This is a genomic window from Nitrosomonas sp. TNE100 (genome assembly GCF_055387135.1).
The window spans coordinates 1,633,655-1,652,179 of record NZ_AP040997.1 but is presented as its reverse complement, the minus strand read 5'-3'; the positions used below and the strand labels follow the sequence as shown (position 1 = coordinate 1,652,179).

Here is an 18,525-nt window from a genome sequence, read left to right as displayed (position 1 = left end):
TCTGTTATGCGCATTGTCTTTGTTGCGAGGAGACTATCGGGGGATGCAGGTTGCAGCGGCGGACAGCCTGCCAGAGATGCTGTGTTTAGCCTGCAGCCTGACCTGGTTGCCTGAGGGTCTGTTCCAGCCAGATTTCAAGTCCCTGTGCATTGAGTCTGATGTCGGTCTGCAATATCGAGAGGACAGCATCCCGGGTGAGGGTGCACCCATGGGTGATTAGTCGTTCCCAGAGCAAGTCCTGCAATGCTTTTACAATGAAAGGTTGCCGATCTGGAATTTCTGCGGCTTGTTGTACGATGCCGACAAAGGCATCGATGAGTGCGTGCATCTGTGATGCATGGTGCGGAAGGTTGCGGATGCGCCCATAATGAGTAAGAAATGCCTGTTCCGGGCGCAACGCCATGAGTCGGTTAATGGAGGCATGTGCGGCTTCAGGGTCAAACTGCACTGGTGAAGTGGTCGGAAAAACGAATTCCAGTCCGTTGGCATCGAATTCACGATACGACACACCAAAGGTGTCACCAGTGAAGATGGAGGCGCTGCCGGCATCGTGAATGCAATAGTGGTGTCGCGCATGTCCGGGTGTATCCAGCAATCGCAATGGGCGGCCGTTCAGTTTGATTAGCGTATCGTCAGGTGCTTCGATGATACGCTCTGCAGAAATCGGTTGGATTTCACCGTAGATACGCCGGAATTCTGATTCACCGTACACGGCCATGACACCAGCAATCAGTTTCATAGGATTGACCATATGCGATGCGCCACGCGGGTGTACCACCAGTCTGGCATTGGGCAGCTGCTGCATGAATTCACCAGCACCACCGGCATGATCAAGGTGGATATGGGTGAGAAAGATATAGTCGATCTGTTCAGGAGCAATTTGCTTGTGTGCCAGCACTGCCATAATGCCGGGAACCGAAAAACGGGTACCAGTATCCACCAGAGCGGCTTTATTTCCTTCCGTGATCAGATGGATGGCAGCACGGCCCGGCCGGTGGTAGCGAGCATCAATGACGCTGATACCATCCGGATAATCGATGATGGCTGGGAGTTGTTCCATAAGTTGACAGGTTCCGGTTATATCGTCTGACTAAATTGTTCGAGAATCACCGGATTTTCCAGTGTTGAAATATCCTGAGTAATGGTTTCGCCTCTTGCCAGGGAGCGCAGGAGGCGCCGCATGAGCTTACCAGAACGCGTTTTGGGCAGATTTTCACCAAATCGGATTTCTTCGGGGCGAGCAATTGCGCCAATTTCGCTGGAAACCCATTCGCGCAAAGTTTCAGCAATTTCGGCAGCCTGCTGGTCATCAGGCAACTTTCCCCTGAGGACAACGAATGCCACAATCACTTCTCCCCTGATTTCGTGCGGTTTCCCGACAACAGCTGCTTCTGCAACCAGAGGATGCGCTACCAGTGCGGACTCGATTTCCATGGTGCCCAGGCGGTGCCCGGAGACATTTAAAACGTCATCAATTCGTCCCATGATCCAGAAGTAGCCGTCTTGATCACGATGAGCCGAATCCCCCGCAAGATAATAATGGCCGCCGGCAATATCTGCCGGAAAATAGGTATTCCTGAAACGTTCAGGATCATTCCACAAGGTACGCAACATTGAGGGGAAGGGACGTTTGATAACCAAAAATCCGCCTTTTCCCTGTTCTGCCGGGAGCCCCGTTTCATCCACTACTGCAGCATCGATACCGGGTAGTGGAAGAGTACAAGAACCTGGTTTGGCTGGTATTGCGCCAGGAATAGGGGCAATCATGTGACTGCCGGTTTCAGTCTGCCACCAGGTATCGACAACCGGGCAGCGTGACTGGCCAATGACTGTGTAATACCACATCCATGCTTCCGGGTTAATCGGCTCACCAACCGATCCAAGCAAACGCAATGAAGAGAGATCATATTTCTCAGGTAAGTCAGGACCTAGCTTGATCAGTGAGCGGATAGCGGTGGGTGCGGTATAAAAGGTTGTGACCCTGTGTTTCTGGATGATTTCCCAGAACCGCCCGGCATGGGGATAGGTCGGAGTTCCCTCGAAAATTACCTGGGTTGCCCCAATGGCAAGCGGTCCGTAAGTAACGTAGCTATGTCCGGTAACCCAGCCCACGTCAGCTGTACACCAGAATATATCTTCCGAATGATAATCGAATACCCACTGCATGCTGACTATCGCTCCAAGCAGATAGCCGGCCGAGGAATGCTGTACCCCTTTCGGTTTTCCGGTTGATCCCGAGGTGTAGAGTGTAAACAAAGGGTGTTCGGCATTGACCCATATCGGCTCGCATTCATCAGATTGGCTGGCGGTGAGGTTGTGCCACCAGCGGTCTCGTTCCGGCTGCCAGGGGATATCAGTGCCGGTATGCCGAAAAACGATAACACTATGTACTGAAGTTGTATCGCCCATCGCCAATGCTTCGTCTACAGTTGCTTTCAGTGCATGGCGCTTTCCTCCGCGAGTTTGTTCATCTGCAGTGATTACAGCAGATGCACCGGCATCGATGATACGTTCATATACACTTTTCGCCGAGAAGCCGCCAAATACTACTGAGTGAATTACGCCAATACGCGCACATGCCTGCATGGCAACCACGGCTTCAATCCGCATGGGCATGTAAATGACGATGCGATCACCTTGACGGATGCCGAGCGCTTTTAATCCGTTGGCAAAACGGCATACTCGCTGGTGTAATTCACGGTAGCTGCAACGTATTACTTCGCCTTCATCAGATTCAAAAATGATTGCAGTTTTGTTGGCCTGTGTTGTCAGGTGCCGATCAAGACAGTTCCACGAGATATTCAGTTCACCATCGTCAAACCATTTGTAAAAGGGCGGATTGGTGTCATCAAGAATACGAGTGAAAGGTTTGTGCCAGGTAATGTACTGTTTTGCAAGTTTTGCCCAGAAGCCAGCGTAATCGCGCTCAGCTTCCTGGCGCAGGGCCTCATAGGTTTTCATCCCAGTAATATTGGCATGCCTGACAAATTCATTGGCAGGGGGAAATATCCGATTTTCACGCAAAATAGATTCAATTGTAGCCATATTACTCCCTGTTTGGCAGACTAACGCTCCAGTAAGAAAAGTGTTTAATTGTATCATTCGCCCCTTTTATTCGTATATCTTACGGAAAGAGGATTCGAGAGTTAGATAGTGTAGTTATGAGATTAAAAATATAAGATTCTTCTGTCTTTTAAAAAAATCTTGTGGGTTTGTTTTCTGCTACGCGCTTGAAAACAATGATCTGGGTGGGGGTTCCTTAGTATAATCCGACAATGAAATTCGATATTGTAGTGATTGGGGGTGGGCTGGTAGGTGCCAGCTTGCTGGCTGCTTTGAAGGATAGCGGGCTGAGGTTGGCGTTGATTGAATCACGGCCGCCAGCACCTTTGCCAGCTGATGACAGCTGGGATGGGCGTGTGTATGCGATCAGCCCCGGCAGTGTAGCATTCTTGCATGCTTGTGGGGTCTGGCAGCAGATGGATGCGGCGCGGGTGACGCCTGTCCATGAAATGCGGGTGCATGGTGACGACAGTGCAGCCAGGATTGATTTCAGTGCGTATGAAAGTGGTGTGCCGGAGCTTGCCTACATCATCGAGAATCGCCAGCTGCAGCATGCTGTCTGGGAGACGTTGTCGGAGGCAGAAAATGTGCAGCTGTTTTGTCCGGCGCAATATGACTCACTTACTTGGCATGAATCCTACGTTGAGCTGGCCTTGTCTGATGGCACGGTTTTGCAGACGGCGCTGCTGGTCGGGGCGGATGGTGTCAATTCCCGCGTGCGTGAACAAGCGGGAATTACGATGGATCGTCATAGCTATTATCAAACCGGGGTGGTCGCCAATTTTGAGGTGGAGCGGCCTCATCATCACATTGCCTATCAGTGGTTCCGCCGTGATGGCGTTCTTGCACTGCTGCCGTTGCCGGGAAAACGGGTTTCGATGGTGTGGTCAGCGAATACAGTGCTGGCTGATGAATTGCTTACTTTATCTCCCGAGGTGTTATGCGAACAGGTTGGACGGGCGGCAGAGCATGAGTTGGGAATGATGCAACTGGTTACGTCGCAACGTGGATTTCCGCTGAACTTTGTACAAGCCAAATCACTCGTCAAACCGAGGCTGGCTTTGATTGGTGATGCTGCGCATGGGATTCATCCACTGGCGGGCCAGGGAGTTAATCTGGGATTGCGCGATGCCCGTGAGTTGGCCGATGTTCTTTTGCAGTTTGACGAACTGGGAGATTGTGGTGAGTTTTCTTTGCTGCGCTGTTACGAACGTAATCGCAAGGAAGATATTCTTGCTATGCAATGGGTGACAGATGGGCTGCAGAAACTGTTTGGCAGCGAGGATGCGGCCATTATGCGCATCAGGAATCTGGGGCTCGGGATGACCAATCGCTTTCCACTTCTGAAAAACAGATTGATGCGTCATGCGCTGAGCTGAATTCGGCTTTTTACGGTTACTGGATTTTTATACTGGAGAAATGGTATGCGTTTGTTTTTATATTCATTCGGCCTGCTGGGATTGTTATTTACTGGAATTGCTCAGGCGAATGAGGCTGATCTGAAAGAGGCGATTCAGGCTCATTTCCCGGGGAGCAAGATAGAAAGCCTGACGCAGACGCCTTATCTGGGGTTGTATGAGGCCGTGATCGACGGGGAAATTTTTTATACGGACGAGAAGGCTGAATATTTTTTCATGGGGCATATCGTGGATGCTAAGAAGCGGGCAAGCTTGACCAGTGAGCGCATGCAGCAGATCCGGGATTCACGGCGGATTGCAATTGACACTTTACCGCTGGAACATGCGCTGAAAATGGTCAAAGGGAACGGAAAACGTACGCTGATTGTATACTCCGATCCAAATTGCCCTTATTGTAAAAGGCTGGAGAAGGAGCTGGTTAATGTGACGGATATCACTATTTATACCTTGCTTTATCCTGTTCTTAACGGCTCCATGACAACAGCCGAAGCCATTTGGTGCTCTGAAGACCGGGTCAAAGCATGGGATGATTTTATGCTGAAATCAGTCGTTCCTACTGGTAAGAATTGTGATGCACCGCTGCAGATACTGCTGGAATCAGGCCGTCAGAACAGAGTAACTGGTACACCAACCCTGATTTTTGCAGATGGCTCAGTGGTGCCGGGTTTTATCCCGCAATCAGAAATCGAAAAGCGGCTGGATCAGGCCACGAGTAAGTGATACAACCTTATCCGCCTGAGTGGCTACCTTCTGAGTCCTTTATTCCCTGTACTGCTTGGGAAGCAGGACCCACATCTGGGCTTGCTGCTTCATTTTACCCGCTTGGGCCTGAGCTTCCGGGCTGTGTCCCCAGAAGAAATCAGCACGCACCCCACCCTTGATAGCACTGCCTGTATCTTGGGCAACCATCAGGCGGTTAAGTGGCTGTGCTGTATTGGGCCAAGTGGTGGAAAGATAAACTGGGGCACCCAGTGGGACACTCTCCGGATCAATAGCCAGACTTCTGCCCGCCGTTAAAGGGACTCCCAGCGCACCGATCGGTCCGGCAAGATCGGCTGGCAGTTCGCGAAAGAAAATATAACGCGCATTCTGCTGCAACAAGGATTTCAATTTGGCAGGGTTTTGTCGGCCCCATTGTTTGATGGACTGCATGGATACCTGCCAGGCGGGCAGTTCACCCCGATCAATCAATATTTTTCCGATAGAGCGGTAGGGATAACCGTTGTGATCCGCGTAGCCGATTTTTACGGTTTCACCATTTTCCAGCACGACGCGGCCGGATCCTTGTATCTGGAGAAAGAACAGCTCGACCTCATCCTCTACCCACAACAGTTCTTTTCCTTTCAGCAGACTGCGGTTGTTCTCGATTTCCGCGCGGGTGTAGTAAGGAATAATTTTGCGTCCCTGTAGACGGCCACGTAGCGCTACCTGATTTGCATCGGGCAGCGCGTCTTTGAGCTCGACTGCCAGCAGGTTGTCGGGAGTGGAATAAATCGGGTAGCGGAAGCGACTGGAATATTTGCGACTGCCTTTAAGCAGAGGTTCATAGTAACCGGTTGCCAGGCCAGTGGTGGTGCCATCCGGATTGATCACCTGATAAGGTGCAAAGTGATTTTCAAGAAAATTTCGGACAGCTTGTTCACTGCTGTGCCGAATGATTGTAGCTTGTGTGCATACATCCTGCCAGGAGGGGCGTCGTTCGAGAGATCTGCAGCTTTGTATAAAGGTATTCCACGCCGGAAGAAGGCTTTCATGTTGCCAGCCTGGTAGCATTGACCAACTAGCAGCTTTAAGCAGCTTTTTATCTTCCTTGTCCCTGGTATCTTGAGTAGGGCTTGCTGATTGTGGCGCTGCGGGAATGGCAGCCACTTTTGCAGGGGTTTGGGATGTGGAAGATTGGGTGGAAATAGTTTCAGTTTTGCAGCTGGTTAATCCGAGTGGGATTAAGATCAGCAGGGTGATGAATTGGGTTTTTAGCAGATTTCGGTTAAAGTGTCTGTTTTGTAAAAACATTTTTTTAGGGAAGAATATGTGGATTTTAGCACTTGAAGCAATCTTGGCGTTGAGTCTGTTCATTTTTCTCGTCTGGTGGACGCTCCCCCGTAAAAAAAATAAACCATTGGAACAACTGGATAACAAGGATGAAAAAAAATAGATCATGCCTTGTTTGCTATTTGAGAGCGGCTGCCTGCTTTTGTTCTGCTGCATTGCTAATGGATTAGTCATACAGGGTTTTCTGCATCAATAAAATGGTGTGCAATACTGAATTTTTGTGCGATATGATCACCAAGCGCCTGAATTCCATAGCGTTCGGTGGCGTGATGCCCGGCTGAGATGAAGGCCGTGCCGGATTCTCTGGCTGTATGTACGTTCTGTTCAGAAATTTCACCGGTGATAAATGCATCTACGCCCAACCGGATAGCTTCCTCAAAATATCCTTGAGCTGCTCCGGTACACCAGGCAATACGTCGGATAGGTTTAAGCGGATTGCCGATTATTAGTGGTTTCCGGCCAAGCACTGAACTCAGTAAACCATCCAGCTCGTCAAGGCTGGCTGGTTTCTGAAAATAACCGTAAGCAGCGATATTCTGTTCGCCGAAACGGCCTTCTTCCTTTATTCCCAGCTTTTTTCCGAGCAAGGTATTGTTGCCCAGATCAGCATGGGCATCCAGAGGCAGATGGTAAGCGTAAAGATTGATGTCATGCTTGATGAGCGTGGCGATACGGTGACGCTTGATGCCGCGCAGGCAGGTATCTTCTCCGCGCCAAAAATAGCCATGGTGCACGATGATGGCATCCGCATGCAAATCCAGCGCTGCCTGTATCAAAACTTGGGAAGCAGTTACACCGCTGACGAGCGTTTGAATCGAAGCTCGCCCTTCCACCTGTAACCCGTTGGGACAATAATCACGGAATTGCTGAACGTCCAGCAGATCATTCAGGTAATTTTCCAGTATATTTTGGTGCATAATACTTTTTTTGTTCATTTGGGATGTAGGATTTTCCATGCAAAAACTCTGGCTGCTTTTCACACAAACCATCACTGTTCTCCTCGCCATCTTTTTTGTTGTTTCAACCTTGCGCCCGGAATTATTGCCGTGGACGCCGCGCGGCAAGCTGGCGACCATCCGTGAAGCAGTCAAGGCTGATGGCGGAAAAGCACTTGATACTGGTAGTTTTCATACAGCAGCGGAAGTGGCGATGCCTTCCGTGGTGAATGTATTTACCAGCAAGGAGGTAAGAGTACCCTCCCATCCGTTTATGGATGATCCTGTCTTTCAGCAATTTTTTGGCAATCGTTTTAGTCCGAGAACTGAGCGTACTTCCAGCTTGGGATCCGGAGTAATCGTCAGCCCGGAAGGATATATTCTCACGAACCATCACGTGGTGGAAGCGGCTAACGAGATTCAGGTGGCGTTAATGGATGGAAGAAAAGCCGAAGCAAACTTGATTGGCTCGGATCCTGAGAGTGACCTGGCGGTTCTGAAAATTGATCTGGACAAGCTCCCCAGTATTGCCTTCGGCGATTCTGAAAAAGCTAGAGTGGGGGATATCGTGCTGGCAATCGGTAATCCGTTTGGTGTAGGGCAAACAATGACGATGGGAATTATCGGTGCACTGGGGCGTTCCCAGGTAGGGCTCAGCACATTCGAAAATTTTATTCAGACCGATGCGGCAATCAATCCCGGTAACTCCGGTGGTGCGTTGACCGATATTTCCGGTAATTTGATCGGGATCAATACCGCGATCTATTCACGTTCCGGCGGCTCGCTTGGCATCGGATTCGCTATCCCGGTGGATGCGGCTAAACAAATCATGCAGCAGATTATCGAAACAGGTAGCGTTACGCGCGGCTGGCTTGGTGTGAGTATGCAAGATATAACGCCGGAGTTGGCGGAGTCCCTAAAGCTGAAGAAAACTGATGGAGCTCTGATTGCGGGCGTACTTAAGAATGGGCCAGCGGATGATGCCGGAATCAAACCGGGGGATATTTTAGCGGCAGTGAATGGCAAGCCTGTTTTCAATGCTTCCGAAATGCTGAATATTGTGGCATCTCTTCCCCCAGGTAAAGCAGCAACGCTAACTATTCTCCGTAATGGAGAAGAGCTGGATATTCAGGTGCAAATTGGTAAACGTCCAGGCTGACTACATACCGAGTGAATATCGAATTTGCCACACGATTACCCGCCGCACTGTTTCGGTGGATTGATCTCAATTTACTGACTCTGGGCAGGGAAATGCGTCTTTCATACCTGCCGCCCCTGATGGTTTATCTGGCGGCCGGTATTTCAAGCCTCACAGGAATTGTTGGTACTTTCTACGTGAAGGAAAGGCTGGGGTTGTCGGCAGAATTTTTGGCTGCACTCGGCTTCTGGATGACATTGCCATGGGCACTGAAAATGCCGATGGGTCATCTGGTGGATCTGCTGTGGCGCTGGAAGAGCTTGCTGGTCTATCTGGGAGCAGGATTGATCGCGACTAGTCTTTTCATCATGATCGGATTGCTTGGCCATACCGAGGCGATGCGTGAGGTTGCGCCGCTGGCGCAGTGGTATGTGCTGGCGGCGTTGCTTGCACCGGTGGGTTATGTGTTGCAGGATGTAGTGGCCGATGCCATGACTGTAGAGGCTGTGCCACGCGTCAACCCGGATGGACAACTGATTGATCTGGAAGCGCGCAAGCAGATGCACATTACGATGCAGACGTTGGGGCGTGTTGCCATTATTGGTGGTGGTATTCTAGTGGCAGTGGCAAACGTTGTGCTGATGAAAGATGTTGCAACTCTTTCCGAAGCTGGCAAGGGTGAGGCCTATCTGCTGATATATCAGCTTGCGTTGGTAATTCCTTTTGTTTCAGTGTGCGGAATCTGGCTGGCCGGATGGTTAAAATGGCGTGAAATAAAACATTTTTCCGTTCAGGGGCTAAATATCAAAGAAATCGAAGTGTTAACCGGTGCTCATGTCGAAACACCCCCAATCAATTGGTGGATACTGGGCGGCGGGTTGGTTTTTACAGTTGTCTCCTTGGGAGTCGGGCTTGTGCAGATTTCCGGTGCCGAAGAAATTGTTTTTAGCTTGTCGATGGCGATTGTGCTGTTTTTGATCTGGAAACTGACCTCCGAGCTGGAAAGTGAGGCGCGCAATGTTCTGGTAGGAACAGCCTTACTGGTGTTTGTATTCCGGGCCGTTCCCACACCCGGTGCGGGCTCGACCTGGTGGATGATTGATGAACTGGGGTTTGATCAGCAGTTTCTGGCTACACTTTCTTTGATTGGCTCTGTGCTGACGCTTGCCGGTATGTTTATTTTCCGTCGGTTTATGGCCGAGCGATCAATGGCTTATGTTATTGGCGCATTAACCGTAGCGGGTACCATTTTGTCACTGCCGATCATTTCGATGTACTTCGGCTTGCATGTATGGACTGCGGCACATACGGGCGGAATTGTCGATGCGCGTTTTATTGCGGTAATTGATACAGCTCTGGAATCACCGCTGGGGCAGATCGCCATGATTCCAATGCTGGCGTGGATCGCGAATTCAGCCCCCGAGAAACTCAAAGCAACCTTTTTTGCTGTCATGGCTTCATTTACCAACCTGGCTTTATCTGCTTCGCAACTGACAACCAAGTATATCAACCAGATTTTTACGGTCACGCGTGAGGTCAGAGAAGTGGATACTGGTGAAATATTGGTTCCGGCTGATTATAGTGAATTGGGTGTTCTGCTGATTATAGTGACAATTTTAGGGTTTATATTACCCATGCTGGCTATAGTGGCGATCAGATATTCTCGTCTGCGCAGTGCCTGACTGGCCCGACTCGCCTCGCCTAGAATATTCCCTGATGTAATACGGGATAAGATGGATGATGCGCGAGAATATGCGGCAGAGATGTATTTATCAGATTAATGTTTGCAGGAGATATTTGATGTACCAGAGGATTCTTGTTCCAATTGATGGCAGCTTTACTTCAAACCTGGCTTTGCAGGAGGCAATCAAATTGGCAAAGCGAATGGGAGCTTGTCTGGAGCTTGTACATGTTTATGAAGATGCAATCTATCTGGTGGATGAGAATTACTTTAATTACGAAGAATTGCAGAAAACAATCCACGATTGTGGAGAAAAAATACTTACCGAAGCTGAAACAATAGTAAAGACAGCCGGTATCCCGGTTGAAACGCGCTTGATTCCATCAAATAACGAACGAATTGCCAATATTTTGGTGGAAGAGGCAAGGCGCTGGCAGGCAGAGCTGATTGTGATCGGTACGCATGGTCATTCGGGCTTCAGTCGACTATTGCTTGGCAGTGTGGCTGAAGGGATTGCTCGGATAGCACCTATCCCCATATTGTTGGTTCGCGATACCAGGGATTGAGAAAATACAGATTAGAGTACTCTGAAAAATCACTGTGAGCGAACCGATCCCGGTGCTGGGGGCTGTTTTTAAAGCGTCAGTGGATCAACATCCAAATGCCAGCGCAGCTTGCTGCGAGCTGGTAATGCAGTAATACGCTGGTGCCAATCACTCAGAAATATTTGCAGGCACTTGCGTGAAACAGCCTGAATCAGTAGCTGTGCACGCTCCAGTCCCTTGAGCCGAGTCATGGTAGCGGGAACAGGATCGAAAAGCTGGATGTGGGCGTATTCTTTAGCAATAGTGGCGATTACCGCCGTCTGGTGTAAAAACTCCAAGGCTTCTGCGAGTACCGGGGCTTCTGCACGTAATACTGCCAGATAGACAAAAGGTGGAAAACTGGCTGATTTGCGTTCTTTCAGCTGCGTTTGCGCGTATGCTGCATAATCCTGACGTATTAATGCCAAGTACAGCGGATGCTGCGGAAATTCAGTTTGGATCAGAACGGTGCCAGGAATATGGGCGCGACCGGCACGTCCTGCTACTTGCATCAGCTGTGAAAAAAGATGTTCTTCAGCGCGGAAATCAGTGCTGTAAAGGGATGAATCGGCGTTGAGCACACACACCAGGGCAAGGTTTGGGAAATCATGTCCTTTTGCAAGTAATTGGGTGCCAACCAGAATATCCACCTTTCCCTGGTGAATCGTATCAAGCATGGTTTGCCAGGCGGTTTTGTGGCGGATGCTGTCACGATCAACACGTAGAATGCGCGCGTTCGGGAATTGTTTGATTAACGCTGATTCAATCCGTTGTGTACCGTGGCCAAACGGCATAATATCTGGATCTCCGCATTGCGGGCATGCGGGTGTAATCGGCTGCTGATCACCGCAATAGTGACAGCGCAGTTGTCGATTGCGCAAATGGACAACCAGGCGGCTGGAGCAGCGTTTGCAGGTGGCAATCCAGCGACAGGATTTGCAGAGTAGTGCCGGGGAATAGCCGCGTCGATTGATAAATACTAGACTTTGCTGTTTTTGATCAAGAGATTGGCGTAATGCATCAAGTATGGGCTCCGACAATCTTTCCTGTGCGGGCGTTACACGCATGTCTATACAATGAATAGCTGGCAGTACTGCCTGACTGATTGCTCGCGCGTGCAGCTGCAGTAACCGGTAGCGGCCGATACGCGCCTGGTGATAGCTTTCCAGGGAAGGGGTGGCTGAGCCAAGAACGATGGGTATGTTGGCCTGTCTTGCACGGTACACCGCCAGATCACGTGCAGAGTAGCGCAATCCATCCTGCTGCTTGAAAGAATGATCCTGTTCTTCATCGACAATAATCAGGCCCGGCCTGGGCATGGGAGTGAAAATTGCCAGGCGTGTACCCAGAATAATGTTGGCTTCCCCACATTGTGCTTGCAACCAGCCTTGCAGACGCTCGCTGCTATTCAATCCGCTGTGCAAGCTAACCAGTGGTGTATTGGGAAATCGCTTGCGGAAAGTTGCTTCCAGTTGCGGAGTAAGATTAATTTCCGGCACCAGAACCAGAATCTGCTTTTGTTGGGCCAACAGAGAAGCGGCCACCTGCAGATAGACTTCTGTTTTGCCACTGCCAGTGATGCCATGAAGCAACCAGGGGGTAAACGTACCTATTCTGGCGAGAATTTCGGCGATGGCATGCGCCTGTTCTGTGGTTGGAGCTAGGGTGGGTACTGTACTGAATGCAAATTTTCCCGGTAAGGCAGTGCGTTGTTCAACCCACCCCAAATCCTTGAATTCATGCAGCAGCTTGCGGGAATGAGGTGACATTGCTTTGTAAATGTCAGCTGTAATAATTCCGTTTTCCAGTAGCAGGGAAAACAGCTGACGTTTGGTTTTGGATCTGGCGGGAATGTCGGAAAGCGTGATAATTCTGCCTGCATCAGTCAGTATCCATTCCTGGATCTGTTTCGGTATCCTGCTGGTTGTATACCCAGGTTTTCGCAGCAAAGCAGGCAGGCCATTCATGACAACCTGTCCGATCGGGTGGTGATAATAGTGACTGCAAAACTCGAATAGTTCGAGTAACGACTGGGGCAGGGGAGGGATTGCTTGATCGATCAGGCCGGCAGTTTTTAGTTTTCTCTCCGGAACGGACGGTAAATTGCTGACGGACAGGATAATACCAGAGAGTTGCCGGTTGCCGAAAGGAACGCGTACGCACCGGCCAATATCGGCTGAATCGGCATTCGGAGCAAGGTAGTCAAACAACCGGTTAACCGGAACATCAAGCGCAACATGAATGATTGTCATACCGGAAATATCCGGAATCAACTTTCCGAAAGAATAACGTGATCAGATATTCTTTCGGAGTTTCTTGGAAAATCAATCAGTGAGAGATGCGGTGCAATGTAACAGAGGATAATCCTTCCCCGGAGAGAGTTGCACTTTGTGCATCTGTATTATCTATTTTGAAGGTAATCGGTTTGCCAACATATTCTGACAGACCGGCACAACCAGTTGTATTGTAAGTAAAGCTGGATAGTTTGAGCGTGCCGCTGCCTGCATCAAAGGAATAGGTGGCGAGCTCGACGCCTGGTTTCGCGCATTCAGAAGGAGTTGAATGAGCTGCGCTGCCAGTTGGATCAATCAACATGTAGCGGTTATCCGGAAAAAATAGAAAAACAGGTGACTTGACAGTATCCTTGTCTACTGCCCAGGCGCCAACGATGCCCTGCGAGTTATCCATTTTCCGGTAACGGGTCTCCTGAACGGTGGTTTCGGCAACTTCATCATCAGAACTCAGTTCGAGCGGTTTTGTAATGTGGAACAATTCATCAAACAGGCCAGGCTGTTCTCTTGCACGCTGTACGATGACAATGTCAGAGATAATCAGCTCATTCCCATTGGTATAAATACGCCAGCTAGGTCGTGGATGGGATAGTCCTGACTGGATGTTGGTATCTATTTCAGGTGTGCTTGCAAGCTTAAAGCCACGTTCGTCGTATTCTGTTGCCTGGGTGGTGCCATATTCTATTCCAGCGGTGAAAACCAGTTTGCTGCCGCAGGCGCGGTTCATATCACAGGAGTCATCCGGTGTGATCACACCGCTCAGATATTCTCCACTACCATCATTTGAAAAACGGAAAAATCTTACGCTGTTATCATCCTGGTTTACCCAGAGATAATTGCTCAATAGGTTGATTGCTTGTGATAAGAAATGAGCATTGGCTTCATCGGCTGTTTTTATGTTGCCGGATATGCTGGCGGCTTCCCGGGCAGAAACCAGTGCCGGGGATGTGGTAAAAATACTCGGGTCCACGGTCAGATCGAGTGAAGCGTCCAGTGCCTCTACAGCAGCCGGGGGGATGGAGATGCCGTTTGAGAGATTATTGTCAGCATCAAGTGACTGGAATAAGATCAGCAAATTTAGTAGTTTGTTCTGATCACCGGCAGCCAGTTCAATCGGAGTAGTAAGCCCCGTTCCGGTAATTTTGCCAAGATTCAATTTGCCGAGACTGAATTCAATATTGTCACCATGCGTATATTTGTAAAGGCCGGTTGTATCGGTAACACCTGATGCACCTGATGAGGCAGAGTAGGATACGCCTTCCACTGCCGAATCAGCCAGTATTCCCGTGGTAGGCCCCTGGGGAAGGACAGTTGCTTTTTTGGCTGTTGCTGTTTCTTGCTGGCTGTCACAAGCAGCTAGACTTAATACGAATATGCTCGTGATGAGCAACTGAAGAGTTGTTTGCTTGTTATCCGTTTTCATTGTATTTGAGGTTTTGCGAGTTAAGTCATTTGTGGCATGACAATTAAGCTGTTGTTAATAGTGTTCCGCGACAAAGGAGCATAATGCGGTATCGCTTTAACAGTTCAGATGAGTGTAAGTCCAATATTGTTATTCGATTATAGTCTATGAATAAAGCAGCGTGGTTTAAAATCTCTGACCGATAGATTTATGGTGTTATTCAATGCCGTGATGCCTGTAACAGAGTGTTTTACCGAGTTTGAATAATATCTTTTGATTTTGTGGAAAAAGATCATATTCGCTGCTAAGGTACCCTGTTACTATCAATCGGGTTCTTTTTTGATTGGATTGAGGGTTTATTCTCTGATTGCAGGGTGATACTGAAAATATATGTCTGGCTTTGTACATACTTCTGATATTGCTGTTGCGCATCCACAACTTTCTGTTGACTGGTATCTGGATCCACGGATATTCGAGCTGGAAAAACAGCTGTTATTTGATCAGGGACCGGGCTATGTTGGACATGAACTGATGGTGCCGGAAACAGGTGACTATTACGTGCTGGCTGCGCAGAATAATGCCAAGGTTCTGGTTCGTAATGAAAACGGGATCGAACTACTATCGAATATCTGTCGGCATCGCCAGGCAATTATTCTGGAGGGGCGTGGTAGTTCCCGCAATATAGTCTGTCCGATTCATCGTTGGACTTATGCAATGGATGGTAAATTGCTGGGCGCACCACATTTCAGCAAAAATCCATGCCTAAATCTGGGTAAAACAGCCTTACAGCACTGGAACGGGCTGATTTTCGCTGGCAAGCGTGATGTGAATCAGGATCTTGCCGGAATGAAGGTTCGTGATAAATTGGATTTTTCAAAGTATGCACTGGATCGTGTGCAAATTGAACACTACCAGTGCAACTGGAAAACTTTTATTGAGGTTTATCTGGAAGATTATCACGTCGATCCTTTTCATCCGGGTCTGGGTCATTTCGTGGACACCAGTCAGCTTGAATGGGAATTTAGTGACTGGTACAGCGTCCAGACTGTCGGCGTAAACCGTGATTTTAATCGAGCGGGCTCAGAGATATATCAGGAATGGCATACGCAGGTGTTGCAGCATAATAATCAACAAGTGCCGCGACATGGTGCGATTTGGCTGCTTTATTATCCTAATGTCATGGTTGAATGGTACCCCGATACCCTTGTTGTCAGTACCATTTTGCCAACCGGAATAGAGCAATGCATGAATGTGGTTGAATTTTATTACCCTGAAGAAATCATCCTGTTTGAGCGAGAATTTGTGGAGAGGGAGCAGGCTGCCTATCAGGAGACCGCCAGGGAAGATGATGAAATATGTAAACGGATTACGGCTGGCCGGCGTGCATTGTATCAGCAGGGAATAAATGAAACAGGTCCATACCAGATGCCAATGGAAGCAGGGATGGAACATTTTCATCATTTCCTCCGGCGAGAACTAGAACAGCATCTACCCTAAATCTGGATCTTACAGCCAGAATGTCCTCATTATGGATGCTAGTGGCGGGATTCATGTTCGCCTGCATGGGGGAGCTGGTAAAACTTGCTGCTGCATTTTTTTCCAATGCTGAACTGGTATTTTACCGTTCACTGGTGGGGGTGATTTCAACGTTTGCTGTTATGCGTTTTTATGGCAAATCCATCGCAACAAAACATTGGAAAACCCATTTTTGGAGGGGTTTGGCCGGGTTGGGTGGGGTGCTGCTGTTTTTCTATTGTATTTTGAAGTTGCCGCTGGCAACAGCTATTTCTCTGAATAATACTTGGCCCTTATTTCTTGCTTTTTTAACAGTAATATTCTTGAAAAAGGAATTTAGCTGGGTATTGATCGTGGCAGTAGCGGTGGGTTTTATTGGCGTGGTCATGCTGCTTCGCCCTACTCTAGCTGAAGATCAATGGTATATGGCGCTGATTGGTGTCGGTTCTGGGCTGTTTGGCGGTATCGCACATTTAAATGTCAGGCAGTTAAATGAACAGGGTGAATCAGATTGGCGTATCGTTTTCTATTTTACGCTAGTGTGTACGATTACTACTGGTATATGGCTGGCATTTACTGCGTTTAGCCCGGTGAATCTGCAGAGCCTAATATTGGCGCTGGGTATTGGTGTAACGGCAACATTGGCACAATTGGCAATTTCTCGTGCGCACCGGAGGAGCAATATTATTATTGTCGGGGCACTTTCCTATAGTACGGTATTGTTTGCAGGCCTGATGGATCTGTTCTTGTGGGGTGACCGGTTACCCGTTTCAGCCTGGATAGGAATGGGATTGATAGTTGTGGGTGGGTTACTGAGCATTCGAGGAATATCAACGCGACGGACAAACATTGTTACCCTTGATGACTGATATCCCGTAGCCGACAACTTGGTTGAAAAGCCTGATTGCATCAGAACTACCATTTATCTATGATTTAGCATTCATTACTCGGAGCTTATGACCAATGATCAATATTGAAGAGACCGGCAATCTTATCGTTGTCGCAATTATCGGGGAATTTACTCTGGATGACTTCAAGCAATTTGAAGATGAGGTGCTCTACAAATTTCATTTCAATGGGGAAGCCAATTTACTGCTGGATTGGCGTGATATGGTGTCTTACACAGTAGGTGTTGCCTGGGAAGAGATCCGGTTTATGCGTGAACACGGCAGCAAAATTAATCGTGTCGCGGTAGTGACGGATAGCCAGTGGCAAGTATGGAGTGCATGGGTTTCCAATTTGTTTACTGATGCGGATGTGGTTGTTTTTTCTGATTACAATGAAGCGTATGCCTGGGCCAAGGCCTGATCAGATACGGGTGGCCACATTTAAAATTGGATAGTGAAGGTATGGCTGATTTGGTGCAGGGATGGTGATTGACTATCTGGCGCTGAAATATGTGCATGTGACGAGTGTTGTGGCCAGTTACACATTATTTCTGCTGCGTGGAATATGGATGTTGCGTATTTCACCGCTGTTGCAGCAACGTTGGGTGAAAATTGCACCGCATGTTAACGACACAATTTTATTGCTGAGTGCTGTAACGATGGCAGTGGTTGCGCACAGGAATCCACTTGTTGAACATTGGCTGGCGGCCAAGATTATTGGTTTGCTAGTCTATATTGTGTTGGGTTATACAGCTTTCAGACTGGCTAAGACCCGCCGGGGAAAGGTAACTGCCTGGATCCTGGCACAAATTGTGTTTGTCTATATCGTGTTAGTTGCTCTGACAAAAAATCCTCTCCTCCTGTTTTAATACCAGGTTGATGATCCTATCGTGAATCTTTGCGGAATTTTATTGAAGGATTGTCGTGAATGAATCTGTCTCAGGGCGGATGCAGTACGACAATCAGATATAATGGATAGAATATTCTGTAACCCGGAGATTAAAAGAGCAGATTTCATAAGTTAATAATTTTACGGATAGACAATATGGATTATTCTTACGAATCAGAACATACAAAATTCATGCGGGAGTTGCTTGCAAAACGGCCTGACCTTATCGAGAAACAGAAAGAAGCTCGTGCAATCTGGTGGGACAAAGAAGTTGATCGAGAAGCGCTAAAACGTTTTAAGGAAGCCAGAACGCCACAAAAGAGTTATGTCTATTTTTCCTGGCCGAAACCAGCCAGGGGGCAGGAGCAAAAAACGGAGGAGTAATTCTATTTACGGCGCCTTCATCTCTGATGTGTTCGAGCGGTAATTAGAAGGTAATAGTATAATGCCCGGGCATATAACCTTCCATCCAATGTTATTTGTCGTTTTTCGAACTCATTGGGTGGAGTATAAAACGGCATGTCAGCAGATCGTTTTTCTCACGCGCCCATAGCTCAGTGGATAGAGTACCGCCCTCCGAAGGCGGGGGTCGCACGTTCGAATCGTGCTGGGCGCGCCATGTCTTTCAATAGTAAATCTGATTGGCAATGAACGTCAGCGACGTCATCCG

17 protein-coding genes and 1 tRNA gene are annotated in these 18,525 nt (G+C 48.6%); 12 read left to right on the top strand and 6 right to left on the bottom strand.

Going from position 1 to position 18,525, the window contains the following annotated elements; genetic code table 11:
- Nucleotides 1–85: 85 nt before the first annotated feature.
- Nucleotides 86–1,060 carry an MBL fold metallo-hydrolase gene (locus ACZ5EJ_RS07800; protein ID WP_011634738.1) on the bottom strand — a complete coding sequence of 325 codons (975 nt, stop codon included), beginning with the start codon at nucleotides 1,058–1,060 and terminating at the stop codon, nucleotides 86–88.
- A 17-nt stretch (nucleotides 1,061–1,077) separates the two neighbouring features.
- The gene (gene acs, locus ACZ5EJ_RS07795) at nucleotides 1,078–3,045 is read right to left on the bottom strand and encodes an acetate--CoA ligase (RefSeq protein ID WP_011634737.1); all 1,968 of its coding nucleotides are present in this window, start codon (nucleotides 3,043–3,045) and stop codon (nucleotides 1,078–1,080) included.
- A gap of 230 nt (nucleotides 3,046–3,275) precedes the next feature.
- Between acs and ACZ5EJ_RS07790 the strand changes: the two genes are divergently transcribed.
- Nucleotides 3,276–4,442: a UbiH/UbiF family hydroxylase gene (locus ACZ5EJ_RS07790; RefSeq protein ID WP_011634736.1), complete on the top strand. Its 1,167-nt coding sequence runs from the start codon at nucleotides 3,276–3,278 to the stop codon at nucleotides 4,440–4,442.
- A 45-nt stretch (nucleotides 4,443–4,487) separates the two neighbouring features.
- A complete protein-coding gene (locus ACZ5EJ_RS07785) occupies nucleotides 4,488–5,201 on the top strand; it encodes a DsbC family protein (RefSeq protein WP_011634735.1) in 714 nt (237 codons plus the stop codon).
- A gap of 39 nt (nucleotides 5,202–5,240) precedes the next feature.
- Here the strand turns inward: ACZ5EJ_RS07785 and mltA are convergent, their stop codons facing one another.
- Entirely contained in the window at nucleotides 5,241–6,350 is a 1,110-nt protein-coding gene (gene mltA, locus ACZ5EJ_RS07780; RefSeq protein ID WP_242500162.1) for a murein transglycosylase A, read from the bottom strand.
- Here mltA and ACZ5EJ_RS07775 point away from each other — a divergent pair.
- Nucleotides 6,340–6,636 carry a hypothetical protein gene (locus tag ACZ5EJ_RS07775; RefSeq protein ID WP_242500161.1) on the top strand — a complete coding sequence of 99 codons (297 nt, stop codon included), beginning with the start codon at nucleotides 6,340–6,342 and terminating at the stop codon, nucleotides 6,634–6,636. The two genes, mltA and ACZ5EJ_RS07775, sit on opposite strands and share 11 nt — an antisense overlap.
- Before the next feature lie 67 nt (nucleotides 6,637–6,703).
- On the opposite strand, the gene ACZ5EJ_RS07770 is transcribed toward ACZ5EJ_RS07775, so the two are convergent.
- Nucleotides 6,704–7,450, bottom strand: a complete 747-nt coding sequence (locus ACZ5EJ_RS07770) for a Nif3-like dinuclear metal center hexameric protein (RefSeq protein ID WP_011634733.1) — start codon at nucleotides 7,448–7,450, stop codon at nucleotides 6,704–6,706.
- Nucleotides 7,451–7,487: 37 nt separating this feature from the next.
- Here ACZ5EJ_RS07770 and ACZ5EJ_RS07765 point away from each other — a divergent pair, with 37 nt between their 5' ends.
- The 3 genes from ACZ5EJ_RS07765 (at nucleotide 7,488) to ACZ5EJ_RS07755 (ending at nucleotide 10,853) form a co-directional block, all read left to right on the top strand.
- The gene (locus tag ACZ5EJ_RS07765) at nucleotides 7,488–8,627 is read left to right on the top strand and encodes a Do family serine endopeptidase (RefSeq protein WP_011634732.1); all 1,140 of its coding nucleotides are present in this window, start codon (nucleotides 7,488–7,490) and stop codon (nucleotides 8,625–8,627) included.
- Nucleotides 8,628–8,638: 11 nt separating this feature from the next.
- Entirely contained in the window at nucleotides 8,639–10,288 is a 1,650-nt protein-coding gene (locus ACZ5EJ_RS07760; protein WP_011634731.1) for an MFS transporter, read from the top strand.
- Between the two features lie 118 nt (nucleotides 10,289–10,406).
- Nucleotides 10,407–10,853: a universal stress protein gene (locus tag ACZ5EJ_RS07755; protein WP_464556865.1), complete on the top strand. Its 447-nt coding sequence runs from the start codon at nucleotides 10,407–10,409 to the stop codon at nucleotides 10,851–10,853.
- Between the two features lie 68 nt (nucleotides 10,854–10,921).
- Here ACZ5EJ_RS07755 and ACZ5EJ_RS07750 read toward each other — a convergent pair whose 3' ends face one another.
- Together ACZ5EJ_RS07750 and ACZ5EJ_RS07745 are read right to left on the bottom strand one after the other, a co-directional pair.
- Nucleotides 10,922–13,123: a primosomal protein N' gene (locus tag ACZ5EJ_RS07750; protein ID WP_464556864.1), complete on the bottom strand. Its 2,202-nt coding sequence runs from the start codon at nucleotides 13,121–13,123 to the stop codon at nucleotides 10,922–10,924.
- Between the two features lie 76 nt (nucleotides 13,124–13,199).
- Nucleotides 13,200–14,585 carry an adhesin gene (locus ACZ5EJ_RS07745; RefSeq protein WP_464556862.1) on the bottom strand — a complete coding sequence of 462 codons (1,386 nt, stop codon included), beginning with the start codon at nucleotides 14,583–14,585 and terminating at the stop codon, nucleotides 13,200–13,202.
- A gap of 369 nt (nucleotides 14,586–14,954) precedes the next feature.
- On the opposite strand from ACZ5EJ_RS07745, the gene ACZ5EJ_RS07740 reads away from it, so the two are divergent.
- From ACZ5EJ_RS07740 to ACZ5EJ_RS07715, 6 genes are all read left to right on the top strand, one after another.
- The gene (locus ACZ5EJ_RS07740) at nucleotides 14,955–16,061 is read left to right on the top strand and encodes an aromatic ring-hydroxylating oxygenase subunit alpha (RefSeq protein WP_074456148.1); all 1,107 of its coding nucleotides are present in this window, start codon (nucleotides 14,955–14,957) and stop codon (nucleotides 16,059–16,061) included.
- 20 nt (nucleotides 16,062–16,081) lie between these two features.
- Complete coding sequence (locus ACZ5EJ_RS07735; RefSeq protein WP_011634726.1) at nucleotides 16,082–16,948, top strand: DMT family transporter; 867 nt, start codon at nucleotides 16,082–16,084, stop codon at nucleotides 16,946–16,948.
- A 94-nt stretch (nucleotides 16,949–17,042) separates the two neighbouring features.
- Nucleotides 17,043–17,387: a SpoIIAA family protein gene (locus ACZ5EJ_RS07730; RefSeq protein WP_011634725.1), complete on the top strand. Its 345-nt coding sequence runs from the start codon at nucleotides 17,043–17,045 to the stop codon at nucleotides 17,385–17,387.
- Nucleotides 17,388–17,448: 61 nt separating this feature from the next.
- A complete protein-coding gene (locus ACZ5EJ_RS07725; protein ID WP_011634724.1) occupies nucleotides 17,449–17,835 on the top strand; it encodes a SirB2 family protein in 387 nt (128 codons plus the stop codon).
- 176 nt (nucleotides 17,836–18,011) lie between these two features.
- Entirely contained in the window at nucleotides 18,012–18,239 is a 228-nt protein-coding gene (locus ACZ5EJ_RS07720; protein ID WP_011634723.1) for a DUF3460 family protein, read from the top strand.
- A 159-nt stretch (nucleotides 18,240–18,398) separates the two neighbouring features.
- A tRNA-Arg gene (locus ACZ5EJ_RS07715) sits at nucleotides 18,399–18,474 on the top strand.
- Nucleotides 18,475–18,525 lie beyond the last annotated feature (51 nt).